Source organism: Cupriavidus basilensis OR16 (assembly GCF_000243095.1).
GTDB lineage: Bacteria > Pseudomonadota > Gammaproteobacteria > Burkholderiales > Burkholderiaceae > Cupriavidus > Cupriavidus basilensis_D.
Genome location: NZ_AHJE01000018.1, coordinates 47913 through 72996, shown reverse-complemented (window position 1 = coordinate 72996; position 25084 = coordinate 47913). Strand labels below are relative to the sequence as shown.

22 protein-coding genes and 12 pseudogenes are annotated in these 25084 nt (G+C 60.6%); 21 read left to right on the top strand and 13 right to left on the bottom strand.

Annotated elements, in window-relative coordinates:
* Together OR16_RS41080 and OR16_RS07900 are read left to right on the top strand one after the other, a co-directional pair.
* Window positions 1-129 (top strand): NAD(P)(+) transhydrogenase (Re/Si-specific) subunit beta (locus OR16_RS41080; RefSeq protein WP_006157437.1); only part of this gene is annotated, 129 nt, incomplete at its 5' end.
* Between the two features lie 143 nt (window positions 130-272).
* Entirely contained in the window at window positions 273-1262 is a 990-nt protein-coding gene (locus OR16_RS07900; protein ID WP_006157436.1) for an NADPH:quinone reductase, read from the top strand.
* 188 nt (window positions 1263-1450) lie between these two features.
* Here OR16_RS07900 and OR16_RS45490 read toward each other — a convergent pair.
* Window positions 1451-1603, bottom strand: a pseudogene (locus tag OR16_RS45490) (TauD/TfdA family dioxygenase); the annotation flags it as partial.
* A gap of 339 nt (window positions 1604-1942) precedes the next feature.
* Between OR16_RS45490 and OR16_RS07895 the strand changes: the two are divergent.
* From OR16_RS07895 to pcaD, 9 genes and pseudogenes are all read left to right on the top strand, one after another.
* Window positions 1943-2728, top strand: coding sequence for a YeiH family protein (locus OR16_RS07895; protein WP_043418916.1), 786 nt, complete (start codon window positions 1943-1945; stop codon window positions 2726-2728).
* Window positions 2729-2905: 177 nt separating this feature from the next.
* Window positions 2906-3181, top strand: a pseudogene (locus OR16_RS07890) (NAD(P)(+) transhydrogenase (Re/Si-specific) subunit alpha); the annotation flags it as partial.
* 310 nt (window positions 3182-3491) lie between these two features.
* Window positions 3492-4334: a GntR family transcriptional regulator gene (locus tag OR16_RS07885; RefSeq protein WP_006157433.1), complete on the top strand. Its 843-nt coding sequence runs from the start codon at window positions 3492-3494 to the stop codon at window positions 4332-4334.
* Between the two features lie 82 nt (window positions 4335-4416).
* A pseudogene (locus OR16_RS07880) lies at window positions 4417-4877 on the top strand (IS6 family transposase); the annotation flags it as partial.
* Window positions 4878-5327: 450 nt separating this feature from the next.
* A pseudogene (locus tag OR16_RS07875) lies at window positions 5328-6675 on the top strand (short-chain fatty acid transporter).
* Window positions 6676-6735: 60 nt separating this feature from the next.
* Complete coding sequence (locus OR16_RS07870; RefSeq protein ID WP_006157431.1) at window positions 6736-7032, top strand: YciI family protein; 297 nt, start codon at window positions 6736-6738, stop codon at window positions 7030-7032.
* 82 nt (window positions 7033-7114) lie between these two features.
* Window positions 7115-8161, top strand: coding sequence for a cyclase family protein (locus OR16_RS07865; RefSeq protein ID WP_006157430.1), 1047 nt, complete (start codon window positions 7115-7117; stop codon window positions 8159-8161).
* A 56-nt stretch (window positions 8162-8217) separates the two neighbouring features.
* Window positions 8218-8502 carry a muconolactone Delta-isomerase gene (gene catC / locus OR16_RS07860; RefSeq protein WP_006157429.1) on the top strand — a complete coding sequence of 95 codons (285 nt, stop codon included), beginning with the start codon at window positions 8218-8220 and terminating at the stop codon, window positions 8500-8502.
* A gap of 62 nt (window positions 8503-8564) precedes the next feature.
* Window positions 8565-9344: a 3-oxoadipate enol-lactonase gene (gene pcaD / locus OR16_RS07855; protein WP_006157428.1), complete on the top strand. Its 780-nt coding sequence runs from the start codon at window positions 8565-8567 to the stop codon at window positions 9342-9344.
* 267 nt (window positions 9345-9611) lie between these two features.
* Here pcaD and OR16_RS45485 read toward each other — a convergent pair whose 3' ends face one another.
* A complete protein-coding gene (locus OR16_RS45485; protein ID WP_063709572.1) occupies window positions 9612-10064 on the bottom strand; it encodes a hypothetical protein in 453 nt (150 codons plus the stop codon).
* Window position 10065: 1 nt separating this feature from the next.
* Window positions 10066-10701 carry a hypothetical protein gene (locus OR16_RS41075; protein WP_237716987.1) on the bottom strand — a complete coding sequence of 212 codons (636 nt, stop codon included), beginning with the start codon at window positions 10699-10701 and terminating at the stop codon, window positions 10066-10068.
* 508 nt (window positions 10702-11209) lie between these two features.
* On the opposite strand from OR16_RS41075, the gene OR16_RS07845 reads away from it, so the two are divergent.
* Window positions 11210-11557 carry a hypothetical protein gene (locus OR16_RS07845; RefSeq protein ID WP_043418914.1) on the top strand — a complete coding sequence of 116 codons (348 nt, stop codon included), beginning with the start codon at window positions 11210-11212 and terminating at the stop codon, window positions 11555-11557.
* Between the two features lie 73 nt (window positions 11558-11630).
* Here the strand turns inward: OR16_RS07845 and OR16_RS07840 are convergent.
* The 3 genes and pseudogenes from OR16_RS07840 to OR16_RS07830 all read right to left on the bottom strand — a co-directional run.
* Window positions 11631-12170: pseudogene (locus OR16_RS07840) on the bottom strand (ISKra4 family transposase); the annotation flags it as partial.
* A 192-nt stretch (window positions 12171-12362) separates the two neighbouring features.
* Window positions 12363-13241, bottom strand: coding sequence for a type VI secretion system accessory protein TagJ (locus OR16_RS39585; protein WP_006157425.1), 879 nt, complete (start codon window positions 13239-13241; stop codon window positions 12363-12365).
* A gap of 192 nt (window positions 13242-13433) precedes the next feature.
* Window positions 13434-13943 carry a DUF1643 domain-containing protein gene (locus OR16_RS07830; RefSeq protein ID WP_006157424.1) on the bottom strand — a complete coding sequence of 170 codons (510 nt, stop codon included), beginning with the start codon at window positions 13941-13943 and terminating at the stop codon, window positions 13434-13436.
* Between the two features lie 32 nt (window positions 13944-13975).
* Between OR16_RS07830 and OR16_RS07825 the strand changes: the two genes are divergently transcribed.
* Window positions 13976-14179: a hypothetical protein gene (locus tag OR16_RS07825; protein WP_006157423.1), complete on the top strand. Its 204-nt coding sequence runs from the start codon at window positions 13976-13978 to the stop codon at window positions 14177-14179.
* Between the two features lie 508 nt (window positions 14180-14687).
* On the opposite strand, the gene OR16_RS43445 is transcribed toward OR16_RS07825, so the two are convergent.
* Window positions 14688-15062, bottom strand: a complete 375-nt coding sequence (locus OR16_RS43445; RefSeq protein ID WP_141639854.1) for a hypothetical protein — start codon at window positions 15060-15062, stop codon at window positions 14688-14690.
* Window positions 15063-15318: 256 nt separating this feature from the next.
* Here OR16_RS43445 and OR16_RS07815 point away from each other — a divergent pair, with 256 nt between their 5' ends.
* Together OR16_RS07815 and OR16_RS07810 are read left to right on the top strand one after the other, a co-directional pair.
* Entirely contained in the window at window positions 15319-15591 is a 273-nt protein-coding gene (locus OR16_RS07815) for a hypothetical protein (RefSeq protein ID WP_006157421.1), read from the top strand.
* A 72-nt stretch (window positions 15592-15663) separates the two neighbouring features.
* Entirely contained in the window at window positions 15664-15978 is a 315-nt protein-coding gene (locus OR16_RS07810; RefSeq protein WP_006157420.1) for a hypothetical protein, read from the top strand.
* A gap of 4 nt (window positions 15979-15982) precedes the next feature.
* On the opposite strand, the pseudogene OR16_RS07805 reads toward OR16_RS07810, so the two are convergent.
* A pseudogene (locus OR16_RS07805) lies at window positions 15983-16186 on the bottom strand (DNA cytosine methyltransferase); the annotation flags it as partial.
* 12 nt (window positions 16187-16198) lie between these two features.
* Between OR16_RS07805 and OR16_RS07800 the strand changes: the two are divergent.
* A pseudogene (locus OR16_RS07800) lies at window positions 16199-16435 on the top strand (aldehyde dehydrogenase family protein); the annotation flags it as partial.
* Window positions 16436-16649: 214 nt separating this feature from the next.
* On the opposite strand, the pseudogene OR16_RS44485 reads toward OR16_RS07800, so the two are convergent.
* Window positions 16650-16773 (bottom strand): annotated as a pseudogene (locus tag OR16_RS44485) (IS6 family transposase); the annotation flags it as partial.
* A 762-nt stretch (window positions 16774-17535) separates the two neighbouring features.
* Here OR16_RS44485 and OR16_RS44480 point away from each other — a divergent pair.
* The 4 genes and pseudogenes from OR16_RS44480 to OR16_RS07775 all read left to right on the top strand — a co-directional run bounded on the left by OR16_RS44480 (window position 17536) and on the right by OR16_RS07775 (window position 21478).
* Window positions 17536-17883 (top strand): magnesium-translocating P-type ATPase, encoded by a 348-nt coding sequence (locus OR16_RS44480; protein WP_006157416.1) that lies wholly within the window; start codon window positions 17536-17538, stop codon window positions 17881-17883.
* A gap of 65 nt (window positions 17884-17948) precedes the next feature.
* Window positions 17949-19493, top strand: a pseudogene (locus OR16_RS07785) (Tn3 family transposase); the annotation flags it as partial.
* 407 nt (window positions 19494-19900) lie between these two features.
* Window positions 19901-20407 (top strand): lipocalin-like domain-containing protein, encoded by a 507-nt coding sequence (locus OR16_RS07780; RefSeq protein WP_006157414.1) that lies wholly within the window; start codon window positions 19901-19903, stop codon window positions 20405-20407.
* A gap of 246 nt (window positions 20408-20653) precedes the next feature.
* Entirely contained in the window at window positions 20654-21478 is an 825-nt protein-coding gene (locus OR16_RS07775; protein WP_006157413.1) for a transporter substrate-binding domain-containing protein, read from the top strand.
* Between the two features lie 115 nt (window positions 21479-21593).
* Here OR16_RS07775 and OR16_RS07770 read toward each other — a convergent pair.
* The 3 genes and pseudogenes from OR16_RS07770 to OR16_RS07760 all read right to left on the bottom strand — a co-directional run.
* Window positions 21594-21899 (bottom strand): annotated as a pseudogene (locus OR16_RS07770) (integrase core domain-containing protein); the annotation flags it as partial.
* 4 nt (window positions 21900-21903) lie between these two features.
* Window positions 21904-23301 (bottom strand): IS30 family transposase, encoded by a 1398-nt coding sequence (locus OR16_RS07765; protein ID WP_006157411.1) that lies wholly within the window; start codon window positions 23299-23301, stop codon window positions 21904-21906.
* Between the two features lie 71 nt (window positions 23302-23372).
* Window positions 23373-23636 (bottom strand): annotated as a pseudogene (locus OR16_RS07760) (ISNCY family transposase); the annotation flags it as partial.
* Between OR16_RS07760 and OR16_RS07755 the strand changes: the two are divergent.
* Window positions 23626-23916: pseudogene (locus OR16_RS07755) on the top strand (ISNCY family transposase); the annotation flags it as partial. The pseudogenes OR16_RS07760 and OR16_RS07755 overlap by 11 nt on opposite strands.
* 392 nt (window positions 23917-24308) lie before the next feature.
* On the opposite strand, the gene OR16_RS07750 reads toward OR16_RS07755, so the two are convergent.
* Window positions 24309-25046 (bottom strand): NAD(P)-dependent oxidoreductase, encoded by a 738-nt coding sequence (locus OR16_RS07750; protein WP_006157408.1) that lies wholly within the window; start codon window positions 25044-25046, stop codon window positions 24309-24311.
* Between the last annotated feature and the right edge of the window lie 38 nt (window positions 25047-25084).

Genomic DNA, 25084 nt, shown 5'->3' with positions numbered 1-25084 from the left:
ATCGTGAACAAGCGTTCGATGGCCGCGGGCTACGCGGGCCTGGACAACGAGCTGTTCTACATGGACAAGACCATGATGGTGTTCGGCGACGCCAAGAAGGTAGTCGAAGACATGGGCAAGGCGGCCTGAATCGCTGTCACGGGAGCCATGTCGGGCAAGCAATTGATGGCCGCCTGAAACGAGCGCCTTCGTTCGTCGCAGTGCAAGGCAGTCTGCCTTTTAAGGGCAACCGGCTAACGCCGAAGTGTCAAGAATTCCACTGGAGACAAACCGTGAAGGCTATCTGGTATGACCGACAGGGTCCGGCTGGGGAGGTACTGCAATTCGGCGAGTTGCCGACGCCGCAGCCTGGTCCTGGTGAGGTTCGCGTGCGGCTCCATGCGTCGGCGGTGAACCCAGCCGACGCGAACCGGCGCGGAGGGCGCATGCACGGAATGGAGTTCCCGCGCATTGTTCCCAACAGCGACGGCGCGGGTGTGGTCGACGCAGTCGGCTCTGGCGTCGACGCTGGGATGCTGGGTTCCCGGGTCTGGCTGTATTTCGGGCAGCGCGGACGAGCATATGGCACTGCGGCGCAATATATTTGTCTTCCGTATGAGCTGACCGCACCGCTTCCAGAGCATATGGACTTCACGCAAGGGGCATGCCTGGGTATTCCGGGCATGACTGCCTACTGCAGCCTGTTCCTCAGGGGACCGATCGAAGGCAAGACAGTGCTGGTTACAGGCGGCGCGGGCGCCGTTGGGCACTACGCGGTGCAACTCGCCAAGTGGGGCGGTGCACGCGTTCTAGCCACGGTCAGTTCGCCACGCAAGGCTGCACATGCCAAACGCGCAGGTGCCGACGAGGTGATCGACTACACCGCGCCAGATGCCGCGGTATCGATTCTCTCTGCCACCGGGGGGCGGGGCGTGGACCACATCGTCGATGTCGACGCAGGCTGCAACCTCCGCCTGTGTCTGCAAGTAGCCGCAAACCATGCCAACTGGGTCTCATATGCCATCGGGCCTGATCCCGATGCCGCGTTTCCGCTCGCCGGACTGATCCGAAAGAACCTTAGCCTGCATGGCCTCTATCTATCCGGCCTGCCCTTCGAGGTTCGTCGTGTCGCGCAGCAGGGCATTGCACGTTGGCTGGACGAGGTCCCTCAAGCGATTCACACCGTGGACCGTGTCTTTGAGTTGCGTGATACCGCTACGGCGCATCTTGTCGTAGAGGAGCGCGGCAAGCTTGGCACGGTGGTGGTCACCTGCGATTCCTGATGCACGGCGTGTGAAGGACAACAAGCCGTGCAGATGGAAGCCCAGCCGAGATTGCGGAAGGAGGGGGTCGGGTAGCGGCCCCCTCCCGAGACAGTTGCGACGCCAATGAAACAAGGCCTCGATGTCACGGTGCAGGCCGACTTGCTCGGCGATCGGGAGCAGGCCTTCGGCGGTGCATTAGACCGGTTCTCGCCCTGCAATGTGACGCGATTGAGCACGCACTCTTGTGACTCATAGTCCCGAACCGCGTAATGCATCGTGCAGCGGTTGTCCTACATAACAACATTGCCGGCGTTTCACATGTGCCTGTAGACGTTTTCCGGAGCCGTCGCATGACGGTAGAAAGCGTGTCTCCTGCCGTTCCGAAAATCGTCGGATTCCCGACGCTGTCATCGCATGTGCCCGCGATGCTCAGAGCATATCAACCAACATTATTTGTGTCGACATAAATTAGATCAAGCTGCTATCATGACTTGCACCCGGTACTGCCATCGCGGCGTTGATCGTTGGGGGGGAGTTACCAAAGCGCGTCAGCTGAGGTCGATCGCGCCGTGATGCGGATCGAGCAAAGAATTCCGCGCAGGGATTCTTCCGAGGCGGTGAGCCGGTCGCACAAGAAGGGACGATGGAGTTTGCTCAATAAATAGTTCAAATATAAATCGAGACACTAAGGTACAGACGTGAAACATGCTAGCTTTTCAACATTAGTGCCAGGACTGCTTCTCGTGCTGGCACTGGCTATTCCTGCCGCTTTACTTGGAATGGCATTTCCCCTGCTCGGTGGTGCCGTTTTTGGCATGCTCCTTGGCTTGCTTCTTCGCCCCTTGCTGAAGCCCGGTGAACGCAGCAAGCCTGGGGTCACGTTCGCTGGCAAGCAATTGCTGCAGTATTCCATTGTTTCCCTTGGCTTCAGCCTGCCGCTGCATGAAGTCGCGCGTACCGGACTGCATTCTCTTCCCGTGTCTCTGGTCACCTTGGCGGTCGCCTTCGTCGTCGCGGTAGCGGTTGGCCACGTCTTAGGCATTTCTGAAAATCTCAAGGTCCTGATTGGCGCTGGAACAGCCATTTGCGGTGGGTCCGCGATCGCAGCCATTACCCCAATTCTGAAGCCGGAGGACCACGATACAACCTATGCGTTGTCTACCATCTTTCTGTTCAATATCGTCGCAGTGATGCTGTTCCCTGTGCTGGGGAGGCTGCTTGGCATGTCCGACACTGGCTTTGGCCTGTGGGCCGGCACCGCGATCAACGATACGTCGTCAGTTGTCGCCGCCGGTTACGCGTGGAACGCAACCGCCGGTGAGTACGCAACGATCGTAAAACTAACGCGAGCCATGATGATCGTGCCAGTTTCGCTCGCCAGACTGCGCCAAGCCGGCTGGCGGCCGCTCCTGCTGGGCTTGATAGTGTGGATCAGCGTGGCCACCAGCAGCCTGATGATGCAGCACTTGACTGGCGCACTGTAGTGCATCTCACCAGGAACGCTGCGCGGCAAGCCGCAACGGGCAGGGAGGCCATATCGAAGGAGGGTGTGGCTGACCACAGTCCCGGGGCTACGACGACCCCATGAGTAACGCAACAGGAACAAGCGCGCCAATATGCTCGGCGTGGCCGCAGGTATTCGGTTTTGAAAGGAAGAAATGATGCAAATCGGCATCCCGCAGGAGAGGCGATCAGGTGAGGCTCGCGTCGCCGCCATCCATGAGACGGTCAAGAAGCAGGTGAAGCCGGGGCATCAGGTCGTTGTCCAGGCGGGGGCCGGCATGCGCACGAGTCAGGCGAATTCGGCATATGAAGCGGTCGGTGCCACCATTGGCACCGCAGCCCAAGGTCACGGCGCGCAACTTGTGCTCAAGGCCCCCGCCCGGACTCCGGCCGAGTTGGCCGGGATGAATGAGGACTCGGTGCTGGTCGGCATGCAAACGATCTTGCTTCGCTCACTCACGAGATCAAACGGAGCAGCGCATGCGAAGATCCGGCAAGTCTGCTGAAGTGGGAATGCTCACGAAGGCTTTCGGTGCATTGCGACGGCTTGGCAATTTTCTCAGCTACGCCGGGACGGCGATTCTTCTCTCAGATTTCATCGCCTGGGATGAAGACGGGACTATCGTCCGACACTATCTGGAAGCAGGGGACACGACCAAGGACGAGGATCGACACTAGACCCTCAAATTGATAATGGACTGCCAAAGCTAGCCGAGGTTAGGCGGTCCACCTGGATTCGACACCATGAGCAGAAACAAGACGCAAAACCTTCCGGACCTCTCCGCGCTTCTCACGCCCAAGAACCATCTCATGGTGGCAGTTGAACAGGCGGTGCTGCGTGGGCAGGACTGGGAGCGCGCCTCGGCGCCGATCGCCGACCAGATCGCCGCCCGGCTGGCAGGGGTGATCACGCTTGACCTGGTTCAGTCTGGCCAGCGTTTGTTGGAAAAGGATATCAGCGAAGTGTTGCATGTTAGTCGTGCTCCCGTGAGAGAGGCGATGCGTATCTTGGAGCGCGACCGGCTGGTCGAGTTTCAGGCCCGGCGCGGAGCCATCGTCACCGCTCCTGACGAAGCGGAAATTCACGACATCTTCAAGGTTCGCAACGTACTCTACATCACGCTGCTGGAGCAAGTGGTGCGAGAAGTTCCTGACGAACTCGAGCAGGTGCTCAATGAACACATGCCTAAACTTGTTAAAGCTGCCGGCGAATCGCCAGATGCGTATGCCGTTGAGAATTTTCTGCTGAATTTCGCGCTTGTCGACCTGTGCGGCAACAAGCTGCTGGTTGACATGCTGCAGTCCATTTCGCTGCGGACCTTGCGTTATGTTCGGCTGGGACGGGTCGCTGCGCCCGAGACCATTGCTGGATCGCTGAAGACATGGTGGGGACTGCACGCTGCCATCGTCAAGCGCGATGACGATTTGATCCTTTCTATCGCCAGAATGCGAATGGACGAGGCGAGAGATGCCGCGATCCGCGCGGTTGCAATGGAATCCCGGGCCAAATCGACGCCTCGCGCTACCAAAGTGCCAACCTCGCGCGAAGATGCCAGAAAGTCGGGCAAGCAATTGATGAGCGCCTGATCGGGTCCGCGCGCGGGCTTTGTCGCAGTAAGCCTTGGGTAGAATAGTCAAGTGTCGAACTCAGCATGAGTGGGCGGCAGTCATGAACCCGGAAGTTGCGAAGGTATTGAAGCGTCTGCACTACCCGCTGGACGTGATGCTGACCTGCGTGCGCTGGTTATCGCCTATCCACTGAGCCTGCGCCATCTGGAGCAGATGATGTCCGAGCGTGGCATCTCAGTCGATCACTCGACCGTGCACCGCTGGGCGCTCAAGCGGCTGCCGGCACTGCACAAGGTACTTCGTTATCGCAAGCGCCCGGTGGGCAAGTGCTGGCGCATGGATGAGACCTATATCCTGGTACGCGCCCAGCGCGACAAGGCCGCTGCACGGCGCTTCTTCGAGAAGGCCGTCGACCATAACGGCGAACCCAATTCGGTAACCATCGACGGCAGCCCGGCCAACCTGGCGGCGCCGCACGACCTCAACGCCGATCGGGAAACGCCCATCGCCATTTGTCAGGTCAAATATCTGGGGCGGATGCAGCGTCCCGATGGGGCCGCTGCATCCGCAGCACAGAAATTCTATTCCGTCGCAACATAAGCCAGCATCACTGCCGGCTTCTTGCCGGCCGGTCTTTCTTACTGCGACAAAACCCCTCACCACATCACGCGGTTGCCGACGAACTGGCGGGTGTCCTGCAAGTAGAACACCGGCACCGCGGGCAACAGTTCACTGCCCGTAGCACAGCACGCCCGGGGCCATGTGGGTTGTGGAGCCGGTGACGTACCAATCGCCGCCTTCTTTGTGGCGGCCGGTTGCCGGGCCTCGTTGGACTCGCAATGCCGCACTGCACAAATTTAATATATTTGTGGAAATCGCAATAATTCGTTTATTTGTTGACTTGACGCCACAAAATTAAGCGCCTAGGATGCGCCCAATCGTAACGATAGTTCGCATGTAGAACTAAAGTTCTACATACGGTGAAATTGGCTACATTTAGGGGACAGTGAAGTGAATAAGATTGCCGGGTTCTTTACAGAACTGATGCGCCGGTATTTGCCGGATCCATTTGTTTTCGCCATCGGGCTGACGTTGTTGACGATGGTTATGGCGATGCTGGTGCAAGGTCAGACTGCGCCGGCCGTGATCATCAGCTGGGGCAAAGGCTTCTGGAATCTGCTCGCATTCACTACGCAGATGGCGGTGATCTTGGCCATGGGATACGTGCTGGCCACCGCGCCACTGACTGATCGCCTGCTCGACCGGATCGTCGGCAAGGTCAACACGCCGCATGGAGCCATCATCGTCGCCACCCTTGTGGGCGGCATCGGCAGCTACCTGAACTGGGGCTTCGGTCTGGTCATCGGCGGCATCATCGCCAAGAAACTGGCCCGCCGCGTCAAAGGGGTGCACTACCCGCTGATCATCGCTTCGGCCTATAGCGGCTTCACGATGTACGGCCTCGGCCTGTCGGCCAGCATCCCGGTGCTGATCTCCACCAAGGGGCACCCGCTGGAAAAGCTGATGGGCGTGATCCCCTTGTCCGAAACCATCTTTTCGGCGCCGATGCTGCTAACCAGCCTGGCGGTCATCGTCACGCTGCCGGTGCTCAACGCCTGGCTGCATCCACGCGACGCCAAGGACGTGGTCGAGCTGGACACGCGCGCCGAGGACAAGGCCGAGGCCGCCGCAGCCGTCTCGCACAGCATCGGCGGCGACGGCACGCTGGCCTGGCGTATGAACAACAGCCGGTTGCTGAGCCTTGTGATTGGCGTGTGCGGGCTGGCGTACGCGGTGCTGTACTTCACGCAGGGGGGGGGGCACGCTGGACCTGAACCTGATCAACTTCTTGATCCTGTTCATCGGCGTGCTGCTGCTGGGCACGCCAGTCAATTACGTGGCGAAGCTCAACGAGGGCATCAAGACGATCTCCGGCATCATCCTGCAATACCCGTTCTACGCTGGCATCATGGCGATCATGGCGGGCTCGGGCCTGGTCGATACCATATCGCGCGTGTTCGTCGACATAGCCACGCCGCAGACGCTGCCGTTCTGGGGCCTGGTCAGCTCGTTCGTGATCAACTTCTTCGCGCCGTCAGGTGGTGGGCACTGGGTGATCCAGGGGCCGTTCATGATCGACGCCGCCAAGGCGATCGGTAGTTCCGTGAGCCAGACCTCGATGTCGGTGATGCTTGGCAACGCCTGGAACGATCTTGTGCAGCCGTTCTGGATCCTGCCCGCGCTGGCGCTGTCCAAGCTCAGCCTAAAGGACGTGATGGGCTATACCGTCATTATGATGTTCTGGGTGGGCTTCATCTTCATTGTGTCGATGCTCTTGTGGGGCGCGCAGATCGTCTGACGACACGTCCGTTTTTTGCCACGGCCCGCTGCCCGCGGGCCATTTAGGAGGCGATGCAAGATGCCTTACTTGATCGAGACTTGGGACAAGCCGAACCACCAGACGGTCCGCCAGGCGACCCGCCAAGTCCACCTCGACTTCCTTGAGCAACACAGGCAACTGCTGCTCGCGTGCGGTGCCAAGCTGAACGACGACGGCGGCGATGCGGGCGGCGGTGTCTATATCATCGATGTCGACACGCGCGAAGCTGCCCAATCGTTCATCGACGCCGACCCCTTCACGAAAGCCAGCCTGTTCGCCGAGGTCCGCATCACGCGTTGGCGCAAGGCCTATCTCGACGGCACCTGCCGCCTCTGAACCGCAGTCAACAACAGGCCTCGGCGCCACGCGCGCGGCATGGCATCATGCCGCCCCGGCCCGCCACTGGAAAACGCAAACGATGCGATGGAAGAATCGGCCGGAAGGCTCCAACTGGGGCGACTTCGGCCCCGACGACCAGCTCGGTCGCCTGAACCTGCTCACCGCCGAACGGATCCGCGCCGCGGCGCGCGAAATCCGCACCGGCCAGCGCTTCTGCCTGTCATTACCGTTGGACTATCCCGGCGGCAACGGCCTCAACGTCCGGCGGCATCCGCCGGTACTGCGCCCCACGTACCGTGAGGATATCGCGTACGTCAACTTTCCCCTCGCCAAGGTGGATCCTCGCGCAACCGACGTGCTCAGCGATGACCAAGTGCTGTTGTCGCTCCAGTATTCGACGCAGTGGGATTCGCTGGCTCATGTCGGTGCCCTGTTCGACGCCGACGGCGATGGCGTGCCGGAGCGCGTCTACTACAACGGCTACCGTCCCAATGCCGACATCGTCGGACCGGTCGACTACCGCGAGGACGATGGTTTTGCTGCTCACGCTTGCGGACATGATCACAGCCGCGCCAATGCGCTGGGCATCGAGACTCTGGCCGAGCACAGCATCCAGGGCCGTGGCGTGTTAGTTGACCTGGCCGAGTATTTCGGGCGGGAGTTCCGCACGATCGGCTACGATGACCTGATGCGCTTGATGGAGGCCCGCCAGGTCGATGTCGAAACAGGCGACATCTTGGTATTGCGCACCGGCTTTGCTGAGATGGTGCTGGAAATGCAGCGCGAACCCGATCCCCATCGCTTGCACAACAGTTGCGCCGCGCTAGATGGCCGCGACGAACGGCTGCTGCAATGGATCACCGACTCCGGCATCGCCGCCATCGCGGCCGATAACTACGCCGTCGAACGATTCCCGGCCCGCGAGGCAGCCGGCGCTGCGCCTGCGTTGCCGCTGCACCACCATTGCCTGTTCAAGCTGGGATTGCCGCTTGGCGAACTCTGGTACTTGCGCGAGTTGGCGACGTGGCTGCGCAGCCATCGCCGCACGCGCTTTTTCCTGACTGCGCCGCCACTGCGGCTGCCCGGCGCGATGGGTTCGCCCGTCACGCCCGTCGCCACCGTCTAGTCATCAGGCGCCGGTCACCCCAATATCCCCGACACCGCTAGCAAAAGGAGACCCCTATGTTGTTCATGGCCGAAATGACCGTCCGCATTCCGCACGATCTCGACCCGCAAGTCGCCGAGAAACTGAAGGCGAACGAAAAAGCGCTGTCGCAGCAGTTGCAGCGTGAAGGCAAGTGGCGCCATCTGTGGCGTGTGGCTGGAAAGTACGCCAACGTCAGTATCTTCGATGTGCGCGACAATGACGAGCTGCATACGCTGCTGACGTCGCTACCGCTATACCCGTACATGGAGATCAGCGTCACGGCGCTGGCCCAGCACGGCTCTGCCATAGCCCAGAACTAGGGCCGCCGTTCCGTCAATCCGGCGCGCGCGTTGTCCGTCGCGTCCTCAACCTACTATCGTTCATGCCCTTTGCTGAATTTTCCGGCGTGCGCCTGCACTACCGCCTCGACGGGGACGACACGCTTCCTGTCCTCGTTCTTGCCAATTCGCTTGGCACCAACCTCGACATGTGGAGTCCGCAGATCGGGGCCTTCGCCAAACACTTCCGCGTGCTGCGCTACGACACACGCGGCCATGGCCAGTCATCCGTCACGCCGGGCCCGTACACGATCCCGCAGCTCGGCGAAGATGTGATCGCATTGCTCGACGCACTGAAGATCGACCGCGCGCATTTCTGCGGCCTCTCGATGGGCGGCATCACGGGCATGTGGCTCGCGTTGAACCATGCCGGCCGATTCGACAAGGTCGTGCTGTGCAACACGGCTGCCTATATCGGCCCGCCGGGAAACTGGACGAATCGCGCTGCCGCGGTGGAACGCGACGGTGTGGGTTCGATCGCCGCCGCCGTGGTCGACAAATGGCTGACGCCGGGCTACGCCGCGGGCCAGCCCGCGTTGGTGCAATCGCTGCAAGCCATGTTGTCCGCGACCGATGCCGCCGGCTACGCCGCCAACTGTCGTGCGGTGCGGGACTCGGATCTGCGCGATGCCGTGGCGGGCATCACCCGCCCGACGCTGGTGATCGCCGGCTCCGATGACATCCCTACGCCGCCGCGCGACGGTCAATACTTGGCGCAGACGATTCCAGGCGCACGTTATGCCGAACTGGAAGCTGCGCACCTTTCGAACCTCGAACAGGTCGAACGGTTCACGGACGCCGTACTGGATTTCTTGCGGAATTGAGTTGTTCTCGCTGGAATGCTGGGGGGCACCTCCCAGCGGAGCGCCGCGGAGTGAGAGCCGAACGGAAAGACCTTTCGCCTGCTTCGTGTGGATTTGCTCCACGGTCGCGGGCCTCCCCTCTGAACGAGGGCTGTTCCTTCATCCCTGGTGGCACGGGCCCCAGTGTCGGTACGCCGCGTTACGTCATACCGAGCTGGGTTCAATGAAAAAGGGTGACAACCAAGCTGTCACCCTCAACAAGCTGTGGAACCAGTCGAAATTCCCCAGTTACAGCGGCGCGCCGTAGGAAGAAGAGACATACCCGCCGGCTCTTGCGCCATCGGGGAATGTTGCGAACTTGTCCCATCTTGCGCCGCGGCAATGCAATCGGTTGGGTGGCCCCGCCGTTTGGGCTGCTTTCCAAACTGTGAGTTCCGAGGGGCGCAAGCCATAGCGGGCCAGCACGCCCTCGTGCAGGCGCCGGAGTTCTTCTACGATCAGCGCTTGCACATTATTGCGATCGGCATCTGGCACGCTTGCCATGACCGCCTGCCAAATCACTGTTAGTGCATCCTGATCGGGTTGCATCACGACGTCCCGGATCGTTTGTTTGATCAGATCACGCCAGGCAAGGCGTACTGGGTCTGGTTGGGCCAGATCCTGCTTGATGGCCAGATACTCTTGCGTCGACCGCTCGTAGGCCCGAACATAGAGATCGCGTAGCAACTCGACACGGGTCATCTCATACATGCCGAGGACGGCGCGACTTGATGGCTGTCTTGTGGTTGAGGATCATCTGGGTTTCGATGGTCGCCTTGCCTTGCGCCACCTTCCCATGCTCGATCAGCTCACGGGTGTCCAGCCGGGAGTAGGTGTTGCCCTCCAAATGACTCGATGCCCATGACAGGTCGATCAGCAGCCGATTCAGGATTGCCTTGCTATAGGTTCCAGCGGGTGCATCGGCCTGCGCGGTCTTGCCCATTTTTTGTAGCTGACGCCGAAGCGACTCCGACAGATACCAAGTGACATTAGGCCGATAGGCGTCAAGAAAATCGCGCTGGTAACCCACGGGCTTGCGCGCCTCCGGAGGCTGGTCGATATACGCCACGATATCGCGGCTGTCGGCGGAAAGTGGAATGTAGCTCGGGAAGAGGTCTTCCTCAGTTGCCGACGCGGCAATTGCTGCCGTTCTCACCGCAAGATACCGACGGGCGCGCCCTTCGCCGATCGCCGTGACCTGTCCGCCATCGATCCATTGGCTGATCCAGCGTTGTGCTGTCCGCCGCGCAACGTCGGGATGCTGTGCCAGCAACTCGGCGAGCATCAATCCGCCGGAGGCGTTCCGGATACTTTCTAGCCGTGCATTTGCGGTGGACATGTTGGCTGTGGCGCAGTTCGCTCAAACGATGGCGCGATTGTGGCGCAGCTTGTCTACCGCGCCACAAATTGGCGCGGATGTGGTGCAGTACTGGCTCCAGCATCATTAAAGTGCTTTTTGGGTTGCTTTCCTCGGTGGCTGGAGGACAACATGGGGCGTGCCTCACCGGGGTGCGGCGCCGGCGGCAGGCCGTGGGCCTTGCGATACCGTCCGTGGCCAGCACCAGCCGCGTCTTGTGGCGCCGGACTCTTCGGAAAGGTTTGCCGGTAGCGCCTTTGCAACTTCACGATGGCTTGCATTCGCCGACGGCAGTGCGAGGAAGCTCCACGCCACCTCCGGATCGCGACATGTTAGCCAGTCATCCCTCTCCGGCCGCGGCACCCTCACAAATCATCCGATTCCATACCCAGGGCATGGAATCGACTTATCGGTGGGTGCGTGTTCTCCACTACCCTTTAGGGAGACCATTCAGTATTGAGGGGCTGCAACGTACTCCGATCATCCTCCTATGAGATCACGATCGAGATCACCCAGATGGAGTCGTTTCTATATCCTGGATGCGAAGAACCGGCCTGTCCAGGTGTTGGACCACGGCGAGTGGTCGCGCTGGATGGCTGAAAACGAACTGATCTTCCGCCGCACGCTGATGGAAGACTACGGCGTCGTGGTCACTACCCGCTTTCGCGGGGTGTCCGAGCGAGCCCCAAAAGACACACCGCTGTTCGTGACTCGTGTTGTTGGGAAGGGGGCGGATGAAAACAAGAGCTATGGAGCCCGCACGCTTGATGAGGCGCTGGAGCAACATGAACAGCTAGTGCAGAAACTCATTCGCGCACTGCGCGCCGCCCATCGCTAGATTGAGCCAGGATTTGAGCCCGCGCGAAGGTGTTTGGAATCCATATCCGCTTGCCTCAAGGCATTCCTGCCGCCCATAGCAAAACGGCACACCTGAGCGGTACGCCGTTTGAGAATACGCAATTGTGATTGCGGATGGTCACGTGACTGTCGCGGCCGGACTACGGAACAGGAGGCCCATGACCTGCTTGGCCTGCCGATAGAGCGTTGTGGCCCCCAGCTCTGCATGCAGCCATCGCCGCTCACCTGTGCTTGCGTCCGTCAGGTAACTCTTGAGCGGCGACACATATCTACAGGCGTCAGCACCGCACTTGCAGGCTTTCCATCGTTCGCGGCAGTAGAAAACCTTCCCGAGTGTGGTCCTCAGCTCCGAGCAATGACTATCGTGCAGGGGACGGAGCACGCCGCAGGCCACGCACGCTCTACGCGACTTGCAAAAACGCTCGAGCCGCTCGACGACGAACTCCTGCCGGATGCAATTGACCAATGACCTGCCTTCGGCCAGGGACAGGCCGACGTCGCCGGAGGCCTGACTTCTGGAGGCCCGGTGAAGCCGCATTACTTCGACCCGCTTGACTGCGGTTCCATCGCCATCATCGAACTCAAGAACGAATCGTGCATCGCTTGGCAGCCTCCGTCTCGTTGTGATGAAGACGATACTCCGTTGCACCAGCTTCCCAGGCCTTCTAACGACTTCCCTCAACAGCGGGTCGCAGCTGATTGAATGAAGTAGGATCCGATGCGCGCGCCGTGCGCCGTCATCCTCCAGTCCGCTGCGGTCCGGCATCCCTCGCCAGTCTCCCGCTCTATGCGCTCCTGCCGGCTGCAAGCCGGGGACTGGTGGGAGAATGAAAGCGGATGGCCGTCAGCTGGGAAAGCGGCCAGCAGCACAGCTCCGAGCAGAATTGCCTCTCCCCAAGGCCGGCTTGTTGCCACGCGTTGAGCCATATCCAGGCCGTGCCGTGGCCAAGCTTGAACTCATCGTCGACCCACTGCGATCCGACATAGCGTGCCGGCACGAAGCCGGCGTGCCTTGTCCCGTTCCATAGCCGGATCTCGACCGGCCGCCAGACGCGGTCGAGCAGATAGACGGGGGGCGGGAAGGCGATGGCGCTCATCATCTCGAACGAGACCCAGAAATAGTTTCCCCCGAGGAACACCTCGCAGATCGGCCCGAGCCGGTCGTCGCTATCGTAAAACCATGCGAACGGGCCCAGATTGGTTCGCCCAGAGAGGGCTTGCGGAGTCATGCCGCCAGGGTTGTTGCTGCGATTCGGGGCGGGGCGTCCAGGCTCGCTGGCTGCCAGCAGCGACCGCTGGCTGACCCAGCGGCGCGTACCCGGGAGGACGTGGGGACGTGCGGGGGCAGAAGCTGCCTGGCCAAGGAAGACGCTTGCCCGCTGAAGCTCGGCTTGCAGGCAACCACGGTATTGGTCGATGCAATGGCGAAGCTCCGGCGCGAGCGTTGCGCAGCGCGCGAGCATGGTCCGTGCGATATACCACTGGCCAGCGACGCAGCTCCACTCGAACGCCATCCAGTGCGGGCGCCAGGCTTGTCGTGTCTGCCTCGTACAGGCCAGCGATTCAGCGAGGAGGGCTTCAATACACGTCTGTGCTGCAAGGGCGCATGCGGTCCCGTCCTCCAGCGAACTCTGGGGGAGTCGCAAGGTATGTTCCTTGTTCATGGCGTTCTTCCCGATGTCGCGACAAGTTGATGCAAATGGGTATGAAGCGGAGGAGACGATCTTCCCGCGATGGGAGTTGACCCGAATCCCGACGGATCGGGGTCCGTCGCGCGCACACCGCGCCATTTCACCCGTGGTTGCTGGAGTGTAGAAGCGAGCGCTACCGCCGGCCATGGGTCAACACCCTACGAATCAGGTAAGTGGAAGGCGAAATTGGACGCCTTCGCTGCGATGTGCAAGGGGTGCTTCGGGCTGCCGTCCTGGTTGAGCCCGAGGTGATGGAGCAGGGCGCCCCGGCCGCACATCCTGACGATGCGAGCCGCCTCTGCCGCGCGCCGGCGCCGCCCTGTGCGCACCCCAGGCGCAGATCACCAGCGAGCAGCGGTCGAGCGCGTCCATGATCGAGCAGTTCGCCGTGTCCTCGCGGCCAAGCAGTGCCGGGTCGGTTAGCAAGACGTCCGGATCTGTTGAGCGCAGCGGGAACACCAGGCGCCCATAGCGGCCGGCCAGCGCGCGCTGCAGACAACGGGTGATAGTCGGGTCGTTGACCCGGTGGTCTGCCGTTGACGGGTTGCGCATGATGAAATCCAGGGCTGGCTGACTGCGATTCCACTCGCGCCAGAGGCGGTAGCGGTATTGCTCGCAGTCGGAGAGGATGGCACCGGCTTCGCCGTCGAGGGTCGGGGTGGTCAGGTGCTTCATGTTACGATCTCCCGTCCCAACCGGAGGTCGTCATGACAATCGAGAGCTACCAGGGCTATACCGTCCGCGGCTTTGCGAAGCAGCTTGGCGATGGATCCTTCGAGGCATCCGGTGCAGTTGAAATAGGTGGTCGCCTCGTGGAAGGCTCGGACCCATTGGGGTACTACCCCTCGTTTGATCGTGCTGCGGCAGCCGGGATCGCTTGGGCGAAAACGTGGGTTGATGATCACGGCTGAACCCTCCGAAACTCCAACACCCATGACCACGGATTGGTCTGCCACGCGCCCGCGCCGTTGATCGCGGCCCAGAGGTGCTGATATCGCTAACGTGCGTGTCGCACTCGCTGCAGTCAGTGTCGGGCATCGCCCCGTCTTTGCCGCCGAACGCGGTGTAGAGGCCGTAGAGGCCGGTCCCGCCGCAGCGAGGGCAAACGCTCCAATCCGGATCGTCGCGCTCGGCATCCAGGGGTTCGACGCCTTCGGCCACTGCGTCCCACTCGATGCATTCGTTCAGCCGCTCGACGCGCACATCAATCACCTCCAGCAGGATCCGCGACAGCGAAGCGGGCATGTGGATGCTGGGCTTCCAGGTAATGGCCTCGGCCGGGGGCAGGTTCTCGTACTTGCCAAGCACGTTGTCCGGTTAGTCGGCGCGGTAGAACGTCGGGCCCGGATCAAGCGTGGTCGGCTGCGCCCAGGTCTCGCGCACTATGGCGCCAGCTAAAGAGGATGGGACGTTCTTTGGTCATGCTAGGATCAATTCCTTTCGTGGGAGACGGCCATGGCGAAGTGCACTGCTTGCAGTTCTATCGTCACGGATAGGCGAGGGGAACGAGGGCACGATGCCCTTGTTGAAACCGGAAGTGAGAAATTCAGTCCCATCGGGAAGGCCGCCGTCACCAAGACGTCGTTCATTTGCTCGACCTGCGGGACGAAATGGACGTACGAGAACGATAAGAACAACAGCTTCGCCGGCTGGCATGAGGTTGAGAACTGATTTCATGCCGCGCTCTCCAGCACCAGGTACGGCGGGCTGGTGACGATGCACGCGCACGCCCGCGGCGATCAGGTCGCGCATCACGGTGCGGCAGTCGCCTTGGTAGCAGTGGTCGAGCGTCATGCTAGGATCCTTGTCAGCCTCGGGGAATAGTCATGAATCGCATTACCGAATACCGTGGATTCGAAATCCATGTTTACTTGGTGAGCACTTCTCGCGCCGCTGGGCACATCTCGTCGCCGAAGTAGCAGGCAGGGCCGCGGTGGACGTAATTCTGGGCGTCTAGGAATAGGCACATACCGCGAGCCACATCCGGTTTTCTACTCACCCGGTCCCCATCATTCGCTAGAATTCTGCGAAACCAACTAGGGAGACCGCCTTGGGCGAGCGCACGGCATGGGTATCCGAGGAATATCGTGGGATGTACATCCATGTCATGACCTTCTGGATTGTTGGCATCCCAGGCGTCAGGCCGCCTCCTGGCCAGAAATGGGGGTATGTAGTCGAAATCCGATACACAGCCGAGCCCGATGACGACGCCATCTACGGCCCCGCGTCGGACCATAGCGATTACTTCACCGAGGCAGCTGCCGAGCAGGCCGCATTGCACTATGGCGAGCGAGCGATCGACGTGCTTCTTGCGCTTGGTTGATCTCACCCGCTATCCCCCCATCCGTCTCGCTTCCTCCGCGTGCTACGATCCTTCGGAACGACGGGGGAAGCCATGGCGAACTTCGAAACCGATGCCGAGATACTCGAGTGGATTGCTAAACACAGCGAGGACGAATTCCGGCAGCACGTAGAGCACCACACGTTCGGCGACAGGCGTTTAGAGAACGCTAGTGCCTATCTCGATAGGATCGACGGCCAGCGAGCGGAGATACGCGAGGAACGAGCGCTTCTGGCGACGGAGCAGGCAGCGGGGGCGGCGCAGAACCAAGCCGAGACTGCGCGACAAGCGCTTCGCATTTCGAAATGGGCTCTCGGTATAGCTATCGTCTCCGCATTTTCGGCCGTAGCCGGTTTGGTCGGAAAATAAGCCATTACAACACCTCCGCAGGCTGCTCCACCGATAGCGCTACGGCCACCGGCCGCACCCACCCCGGCGTGGCCGACAGCATGAACGTCTCGCCGGATTCGGCCAGCAGCAGGGTGGTGCCCATTACCTCGGCGATCGCGCACGCGGCGTCCGGCGGCACGGCGTTGCCGATTCGTTCACGCCAGGCCTGATCGCTTAGGCCGTCCAACCTCCGGCTCACGGCGTGGCGCGCGAATTAGCCCGGCCCATCGAAGTCGGCGTGGTCGGCATCAATGTGCCGATCCCGGTGCCGATGGCCTGGCACGGCTTTGGCGGCTGGAAGCGCTCGCTGTTTGGCGATATGCACGCCTATGGGGAGGGGGGTGTGCGCTTCTACACGCGGCAGAAGTCCGTCATGCAGCGCTGGTCGGATAGCACGTCCAGGGGAGCGGATTATTCGATGCCGACGGCTAAGTGACGCAAGCGCTGCGGGTAGCGATCCAGCACATGAAAGTGCCGCGATGAATCCGTGTCGTCAGCATGGAGCAGGGAGTGCCGCGCGCTCAGACGACGGAACGGCTCCTAGATTTGCCATGGGATGATCCTCGCGAGTCGCCAATGCGCGCGGCGTCTCTGGGGCTGTGTCGCAGTAAGGAGGAGTAAGCGGCGGAAGTTGGCAAAGACCGTATTGGTTAAGCGGGCAGCGAGTAAAATTGCTGCGCCGCTGACGCAGTGCTCCTCGGTGCGCTGCATCTGGCCCTTGGCGAGCATGTGCATGAGTTCGATGCCACCCAGCAGGGTGCTTGCACAGCGGAAGCATATCGGCACCTCGGTTATCCGGGCACAACAGCGCTCGGAGGGTTGAGACCCAAGGTGCCAACGTTAATTGGTACAGCCGGACGGGAATGCTGCGATGGCGGCGTCGGAAATCCGTTTGTAGGCGCGATAGCACCACAAGTGATGTTGATGAAGCATGGGATTACTGCTTCGACGCGAACTAGCTCAAATCTGCAATCTGCTTGTTTTGCGGGTCGAATTGACCGGGTTGCGCAGTCTTGCGAGCTTCATCTGGTTGTTCACTCTGGCGCTTTCTCGATGTTGTCGAGCGCTTTGTCGGGGCCAGAGGTATAGGGGCGTACTTCATGAGTGTCTTGTCGTTGCTTATGGTCTGTTGTTATGTCATTTCGTAAGAATACGCTCTTGCGACTTGATTCCCAACAAGTGTTACTCGATGGGGTGGGCGCCAGACGGCTTTCCTCAAGGAGACCGTGGACCCCGATCAAGGCCATGGAGGAGTGGAATTGAAAATAGCCCTCCCGGTACTCCGATGCGCTCACTGGTCGCCGCGACGCCAGGTGGCCGAGAAGGAAGCACCTTCTGAGGCTTTCCCTTGACCCAGAAGCACAAGCGTTGAATCCCTGGCGGCGCGCGAATCGAATCGTGGCGAGACTTATTCAGACATTTCCGGCCGCGAGGGCATGTTATTCGACACCCAGAATGACATCGATTGCGGCTCTGCCAGCGAATTCTGCGATCACATGCGCCCACCGACGAGAAAACGGCCCGCCGTGCAATTTGATGCGCTCCTCGATCGCTGCAACACCGGGGGGCGGGGAAATCGTCGACAGCATTTCGCGCCAGCCACCACCGACGTCGTTCGAACTAGGTGCCCGCCGCTTCGGCATGTTGATCATGCGGCTGACCATCCTGATGGTCATGTTTGTCCTGCTCGTGAACACCTTGTTTCACAAGCCCTGGCTAGAGTCCTTCCTGTTCGCAGTGGCCCTGGCTGTCGGTTTGACGCCGGAACTGCTACCCATGGTGGTATCGGTCACCCTGTCGCGGGGTGCGCTGCGCATGGCCGCGCGGCACATGATCGTGAAGCGTCTGGGGATGTCTTGTGCACAGACAAGACGGGCACGTTGACCGAAGCGAAGATCCATATGGAACGGCATGTGGATGCGGATGGCCGTCCCTGCCAACGGGTACTGGAACTGGCACACCCGGTGATCGAGGTGATGGAGGTATTGCGCGAGCTCTATGCACGCAAGGCCGACTGGCTTCCCGACAGGGTTGCGGTTCGGTTGGGACGCGCCTGGCAACCGGCGTTGGAGGGCCAGGATCGCCAGCGGGCCCTGGCCGCCTTCGAATGGGGGATGCTGTTTGCCTTGCGGGTGGCGCTGCGTAACGGTTCGGTCTTCCTGGATCATAGCCTCGCGTTCCGCAGCCAGGCAGCACTGCTGATTTCCAATGCGGATTGGCAGGCCCGTCGCAATCACTTCTATGGCCATCTCAAACTGCCGCAGGATGCCAAGGCATTCCTGGAGCCCGTGATTGCACATTTGGATGCGGGGCTCACCAGGTTACGCGACGCCGCCCTGCGCGGAGAATTGAGAATCGATAGCGCGATCCACATTGATCCGCTCTCGGCGAAGAAGCCGGAAGCATCGGTCGATGTCCTGCGGCCCGCGCTCTTCGAGCGGCATCCCGGTGGGCAGTTGCCAGAAATCCTGCTGGAGATCGACAGCAGCACCCATTTCAGTTGGCTACTGCTGGGCCGAGAGCCCCATTCGCGCAGTGAGCTACTGATGATCTACGCGGCGGTGCTGGCGCGCGGGACCTCGATGTCGGCAGCAGACCTCGCACGCATGGTGCCGGAGCTGTCGCCCAGCGCGATCCGACAGATGATGCATCGCATCGCGGATGAGCGCAAACTCCGCCAGGCTGCCGATATCGTGCTGGCCTTCATGCACCAGCACCCGATCGCCCGGCACTGGGGACGCGCCGATCTGGCTTCGTCGGACATGATGTCGCTGGAGACGACCCGCTCGGTCTGGCAGGCACGGGCCGACCCGCGCCGGCGCACTGCGTCGATCGGCATGTATACCCATGTCCGTGATCGCTGGGGCATCTTCTATGACCAACCGATCTTGCTGAACGAACGGCAGGCCGGTGCTGCCATCGAGGGCGTGATCCGGCAGAGCGGGTCGGAAGACGTGGCACAATTGGCCGTCGATACCCATGGCTACACCGATTACGCCATGAGTCTGTCTCGTTTGCTTGGCTTCGATGCGCGAGGCCAGCCTGCTTATGAAGCCGGCGTTCATCTCGGGCGGCTGTTCCGCACGATCTTCCTGATCGACTATTTCACCATCCTCGCGTTCCGTCACGAGATGCAGCATGCCCTGAATCGCGGCGAGGCCGTACATACCGTGCAACGGGCCATCCATCAGGGTAAGATCCATGTTGAACTGACCCGGCATGATGCTTCCCTGGCGGCAGTGTCGTCGGCCCTGACCTTGCTGTCGAACGCCGTGATGGCCTGGAACACGCTGCATATGCAACGCGCACTGGACGCGATCGAAGCCATCGGTGGCGAAGCGATGCGCACCGAAGACTTGCGTCAGATTGCACCAACCCGCCTCGAAGGCATCAATCTGCGTGGTACGTTCGACTTCCCGATTGCGCGCTACGCCCATCGGCTGCTGCCAAGTGCGGCGACTCCGGATCCGCTGTCGCAGCAGCGCACTGCATAGCCCAACCCTTTTTCGCATGAAGATGCACTAGACTTGGCGAAAACGGCGAGGCTAATTGCCTACGCTGCGGCCGAACTCTGCCCGATGAGGCCCGCTTGGGATGCGGCGCCAGGCAGCGGCTCAGATCGGCCACAATGAGACGCTCGCGGGCGGCAGTTGGTCTTGTTAAGCCGTCTCCAAATTTGGTGATGATTGACTGGAATTTCTCTGCTATGTTGCAGTGCAGGGTTTTATGGAAGTTCTATTCAGCTGAATTTTTTCAATGACCAATGCACAGGAAAGTCATTATCAGGGGTTCATATGGTCGATGAAAATCTCAGCCGCTTTTTAATCCGCAGGATCTGCGGCGTTCATTACGTTAGAGGTCGCTTGGGACAAATCGCCATAGGAGAAGCATCGTGAGACAAATGCGCATCGTCACGCCAACCATCATGGCACTGCTGTTTCTGGGAGTTGCCCTGCAATCAGTCGACGCGACAGCTCAAAAGACGCTCAACCAGCAACTCGCTGGCGCTTGGACCTACGTCTCGGTCGACACTGTTCGCCCGGATGGCAGCCGAACGCCGATGTACGGTCCGAATCCACAGGGCCTTGTGATTTTTGATGGCCATAGCCACTATGCGTTGGTCAACTCGCGGGACGACCTACCCAAGTTCGCGTTCAACGATCGCACGCGGGGTACGGCGGAGGAATTTAAGGCTGTCGTGCAGGGCTCGATTGCCCACTTTGGCAGGTACACAATCAATGAGGTGGACAAAACCATCACATTTCACATAGACACAAGTACGTTTCCGAACTGGAATGGCGTCGAGCAGCGCCGGCCTTTTGTTCTTTCGGGGGACGATCTTAAGTGGACAACCCCTGCGGCGTCCGGAGGTGGATCTGGTGAAGTCGTGCTGAAACGCGCCAAGTAATCTAGTAACTCCGGCACGCATAACGCGACCGCTCACCGTCTGCTGCGATCAGCGGCGGTGCGCTAGGACGGGAAGAGACTGCTTCGTGCGGGAGGTAAGGTGTCTAAGTATATCCAGTGCGAAACGCCGCCCAACCTGTCTGTCAAGCTGAATGCCCCCGTCAGCGGCACTTCGTGTCCGCCGCCAGGTCGCCGGTTACTTATTGCATTGAGCAGCAACCCATATCCGCGGAGGTGAGAAACCGAAATGAAGATGAGTCTATTCAAGTTCGGCCTCGTTCTTATCGCTGCAGCGCTAACCGCCTGCGCGTCACTGCAAAACGACGGAAGCTCTGCTGCAGCGAGGCAGCAGCTTGCGCCGACGGGCAAAGTAAGGGTCGCGATCTCAGTGGGGCCGACAGCTAACACATTCCGCGCGACGCTTGATCCCTCGACTAATCGCCCACGGGGCGTGGCAGTGGATCTGGCGAACGCGCTCGGCGAAAAGCTTGGCGCACCGGTAGAGCTCATGATGTATGACAACTACGTGGAATTACTCGAAGCGGCTCGCCGCAATGCGTGGGACGTCACTTTTCTGCCGTTCGATGAAGAGCGCACGAAGGTGATGGACTATGGGCCCGCATATTACCGCTTCGAGTTCACCTATCTAGTACCCAGCGGCTCCGCAATCCACGTTCAGGCCGATGTGGATCGCCCCGGCGTACGCATCGCTGTCGCGGAGGGATCGGTTACCGCCCGGAATCGGCAGCAGGCTCTGAAGAATGCGACTCTGCTCCGGTTCAAGACGCTTGCCGAGGTCCGGGAGCAGGTGCGGGCTGGGAAAGTGGATGCGGCCGCTGCAGGACGTGAAACGCTTGCGGGTCTGGCTGCCCAAGTGCCCGGTGCGCGCGTTTTGGAAGGCTCCTTTCATGTCGAGGGCGTCGCCGTGGCAGTACCAAAGAACCGGCCAGCCGCGCTCGAATTTGTCTCAGATTTCATCGAAACCGCCAAGGCGACTGGGGTCGTCCGCCGGGCCTTCGACAATGCTGGGTTCAAGGACGCCGTGGTTGCGCCGGCAGCGTCTCGCCCGTAATGCCCGCCAGGCTAAAAATCCTTTGCTTTATGGAAAGTTTTCCATAACAGCATAGAGAGCAACGGTAACTTTAAGGCAGGACACAATGCGAACGACTCACTGGGTAATGTAGTGGTCAAGTTTTTTCGGACAGGCTGATAGGTTGTTTTGCTGTTGGCTTGGCCTCGTAAGCGGTAGGCGAGACATAGCCAAGGGTTGAGTGCAAGCGCACAGGGTTGTAGAAGCCCACGATGTACTGGGTAATGTCACGTCGTGCCTCCGCGTGATTGGCGTAGCGCCGCTGCCACACCCGCTCCATCTTCAGGTTCAGGAAGAAGCGCTCCATGGGCGAGTTATCCCAGCAGTTGCCTTTGCGGCTCATGCTGCAAACGATGCCGTGGCGCGCCAGCATGGCCTGGTACTCGGCACTGGCGTATTGGGCGGATTCAACCGGTCGTCGCAACACTAGATTGTTGAACAGATTTTAGGTATTCGTCCAGGGCTTCGGCAGGTGTCTTCCAAGCAAGCGTTTTCCGAGGCCTGGTATTCAGTGCATTGGCAACGGCCTGGATCTCTCGAGCGCTCCACCGAGACAGGTCTGTGCCCTTTGGAAAGTATTGCCGCAGAAGGCCGTTCGTGTTCTCGTTCGTGCCACGCTGCCATGGACTGTGCGGGTCGGCGAAGAATACCTTTACCCCAGACTCGACGGTGAAACGGGCGTGATCGGATAGTTCCTTGCCACGATCCCAGGTCAATGATCGCCACAACTGGGCAGGCATGTCCATCACGGTCTTCTTGATCGCATTGGCCATCGTGACAGCCCCGTAGCCGGCCAGCGCAGGGCCATTCTTCGTTCTGGGAATCAGCCCGTAGCCTTCCTCGCGAGGCAGGTGGACGAGCATGGTGAATCGGCTTGATCGCTCGACCAGCGTTCCGATCGCGGACCGGTTCAGGCCGATGATCAGGTCACCCTCCCAATGCCCTGGCACAGCACGATCCTGCGCTTCCGCAGGCCGGCTAGAGATCATCACGTCCTCGCTAACGTGCGCCCAGGCCTTGGCTTGTGCCCTAGCCCTCGGTACACGCAACGCCCGCCCAGTGCGCAGACAGCTAACCAGCTCGCGCTTGAGAGCACCTCGGCCCTGAATATAGAGAGCCTGGTAAATGGCTTCGTGAGAGAGGCGCATGGATTCGTCATCCGGGAAGTCGATCTGCAGCCGGTTGGAAATCTGTTCGGGCGACCAGCCATTGACCCATTTACGGTCACCGCGATGCGGTTTGTTTCTCCCTTTGAACGGCGCTTGCCGAGGCCCTGAAATCTCACGGCCAACAGCGTCGCGAACCTTGCCCTCCAAACGGTCTTGCACGTAGTGGCGCAGCCGTGGGTTAGTCACCAGTTTCGACGGTTTGGGTCTCTTGGCAACCAGTTCCGCCTTCCACTGCGCAACCGAAGCCCGATACTCAAGCTGCCCGCTACGAGTTGCAGCGTTACGTGTCAGTTCCCGGGAGACCGTTGACGGGCTGCGTCCGATACGGCGAGCGATCTCGCGTACTCCGACGCCTTGCAGCGAAAGTAGCCCGATCTCTTCTCGCTCCGCGAACGACAAGTACCTCCCGGATATGGGGATCGACATGAAAAGTGGCATGCCGCCACTATGACGGAACCAGCGAGTGCCTACCGCCTGCGACACGCCTACCGCCTCTGCAGCCCTCTCACTTGTAATCCCTGTCGCGATTTGCTCCCAAAATCGCCGCTCGATCTCGCGCCGATGCGACGGCGCACCTGGCGAGCGCATCGCTCCTCGCCCTGTCAACTTATGCTTCCACCCTGCTGGTCGTCCCATAAACACCTCCTCGATCAAAGGTGTTGCGACGACCGGTTGAATCCGCCTTGACTACCTCGATCCGACCCAGCCAGCTTCCGGTGCTCCGGCGTGTCGGTCAGCAGGTAGAGCATCTTGTCGTACTGAATCGTCAAGCTCTTGGATACGCAGCGCGGCTCGCGCCAGGTGAAGATCAGATCCAGGTTCTCATCTGGTCGTAACGGCCGATGCGCGTCGTGGCTGTTGCGCGGCGCCTTGGCAAAGCGTGCGTTGTAGTCGGCGATGAATTCCGGCATGAAGGCGTTGGCTTCCTCCATCGTGCTGATACTGCGAAGCCGTAGTTCCTTGGAACTGCGCTTTACGCATTCGGAGGCTGCCTTCACATACTTTGCCGCGACGCGAGCCTACCTGGAGCGCCATGGCAAGCCGGTGGCGTTCTACAGCGACAAGGCCAGCGTGTTCCGGGTCAACAAGCCCAATGCGACCGGCGGCGACGGCCACACCCAGTTTGCCCGGGCCATATTCGAGCTGAACATCGAGGGTATCTGTGCCAACAGCAGCCAGGCCAAGGGCCGCGTGGAACGCACGCACCTGACCTTGCAGGACCGACTCGCGATGGCTGTGATCATCGCTGGTTCGAAGACCGGGCGCCGGCCTGCACATTGCTGGTCTACGTCGACGACGCCACCAGCCGGATCATGCAGGGAGATCTTCATTGAAAGCACTCGCGAGTATCGGCAGGAGAAGAGCGTTTTTCCTTCATCTATCGTGGCTGGCACCCACATTTGCGTAATTAGAGGTCGCCATTAGCCGAAATAGCGATCTGCAACAGCCGTTACCATTTCCGGCATCGAGCTGATGCATTGCATTCGCAAATGCAGTCCAATTTCACCACCGTGCATCTCAAAGATACCGCTGCGGCGAAAGCGGGCAGCTTCCCGCCCCCATGCCGAATTGCACCACAAGCCGGGACGGTACATTAGAAAGAACCGTGGTTTCCCGGGCAAGCCGCCTCATGTCGACTACGCTCAGCCGCCGTAGAGTTGTTTGCTCAAGCCCGCGTCGGTCAAGGCACAAAGCGCAATCGCGGACCAGTCATGCTCAGCGCCGATACCTTGTGAGCGTAAGTTCAAGAAGCGGTCATGGACAAGGCTCGCCAGCGGTAGGGGAACGCCCAGCGCCTCAGCGGCCGCCAGCATCAGGCGGTTGTCTTTCTGGCCAAGCGGCAAGGAGAAACCAGGCGGCTGGAATCGCTGCGACGCAATCAGCGGGCCATAATCCTCGCCGACAATGCCGACCGATTGCCCAAGCAGCTCGAGAAGCGGCACTGCAACCTTGAGGTACTCATCCGCACCAGCGGCCATAATGAACAGCTTGCGCGCCGCCGCGGCATCAGGCCGGCCAAACACCGGTGCCGACACGAAGCCGAGACCGGCTTCGCGGTACTTCGCTGCGTGGTCCTGTGCGGTTGCCACACTGATGGTACTCATCGAGATGTGCAACGCCCCCGGTTTCAGCGTCGTGGCAATACCCGCCTCGCCGAAGGTGACCGCTGCGTGCGCGGCGTCGTCGGACACCATCGTGAACACGACGTCGGCCGACAGTGCCGCCTGCGCGGGACTTGTCGCGACGCTCGCACCTGCTGCGCGCAGAGGTTCGGCGCGGGCGGGGTTACGATTGAAGACATGTACGTCATGCCCGGACTCGATCAGGTTCATCGCAATCGCGGCACCCATCGAGCCAAGTCCTACAAATCCAATCTTCATGATGAAACTCCAAATGATCAGCCAAGCGGGCGCGAGCT

What these genes read in the sequence shown, in the direction of transcription:
- OR16_RS07885 (WP_006157433.1), top strand. Translation starts at nt 3,492, where the DNA reads ATGAGCAGAAACAAGACGCAAAACCTTCCGGACCTCTCCGCGCTTCTC.
- OR16_RS07870 (WP_006157431.1), top strand. Translation starts at nt 6,736, where the DNA reads ATGCCTTACTTGATCGAGACTTGGGACAAGCCGAACCACCAGACGGTC.
- OR16_RS07865 (WP_006157430.1), top strand. Translation starts at nt 7,115, where the DNA reads ATGCGATGGAAGAATCGGCCGGAAGGCTCCAACTGGGGCGACTTCGGC.
- catC (WP_006157429.1), top strand. Translation starts at nt 8,218, where the DNA reads ATGTTGTTCATGGCCGAAATGACCGTCCGCATTCCGCACGATCTCGAC.
- pcaD (WP_006157428.1), top strand. Translation starts at nt 8,565, where the DNA reads ATGCCCTTTGCTGAATTTTCCGGCGTGCGCCTGCACTACCGCCTCGAC.
- OR16_RS45485 (WP_063709572.1), bottom strand. Translation starts at nt 10,064, where the DNA reads ATGACCCGTGTCGAGTTGCTACGCGATCTCTATGTTCGGGCCTACGAG.
- OR16_RS41075 (WP_237716987.1), bottom strand. Translation starts at nt 10,701, where the DNA reads ATGTCCACCGCAAATGCACGGCTAGAAAGTATCCGGAACGCCTCCGGC.
- OR16_RS07845 (WP_043418914.1), top strand. Translation starts at nt 11,210, where the DNA reads ATGAGATCACGATCGAGATCACCCAGATGGAGTCGTTTCTATATCCTG.
- OR16_RS39585 (WP_006157425.1), bottom strand. Translation starts at nt 13,241, where the DNA reads ATGAACAAGGAACATACCTTGCGACTCCCCCAGAGTTCGCTGGAGGAC.
- OR16_RS07830 (WP_006157424.1), bottom strand. Translation starts at nt 13,943, where the DNA reads ATGAAGCACCTGACCACCCCGACCCTCGACGGCGAAGCCGGTGCCATC.
- OR16_RS07825 (WP_006157423.1), top strand. Translation starts at nt 13,976, where the DNA reads ATGACAATCGAGAGCTACCAGGGCTATACCGTCCGCGGCTTTGCGAAG.
- OR16_RS43445 (WP_141639854.1), bottom strand. Translation starts at nt 15,062, where the DNA reads ATGACGCTCGACCACTGCTACCAAGGCGACTGCCGCACCGTGATGCGC.
- OR16_RS07810 (WP_006157420.1), top strand. Translation starts at nt 15,664, where the DNA reads ATGGCGAACTTCGAAACCGATGCCGAGATACTCGAGTGGATTGCTAAA.
- OR16_RS44480 (WP_006157416.1), top strand. Translation starts at nt 17,536, where the DNA reads ATGCGCTCCTCGATCGCTGCAACACCGGGGGGCGGGGAAATCGTCGAC.
- OR16_RS07780 (WP_006157414.1), top strand. Translation starts at nt 19,901, where the DNA reads ATGCGCATCGTCACGCCAACCATCATGGCACTGCTGTTTCTGGGAGTT.
- OR16_RS07775 (WP_006157413.1), top strand. Translation starts at nt 20,654, where the DNA reads ATGAAGATGAGTCTATTCAAGTTCGGCCTCGTTCTTATCGCTGCAGCG.
- OR16_RS07765 (WP_006157411.1), bottom strand. Translation starts at nt 23,301, where the DNA reads ATGGGACGACCAGCAGGGTGGAAGCATAAGTTGACAGGGCGAGGAGCG.
- OR16_RS07750 (WP_006157408.1), bottom strand. Translation starts at nt 25,046, where the DNA reads ATGAAGATTGGATTTGTAGGACTTGGCTCGATGGGTGCCGCGATTGCG.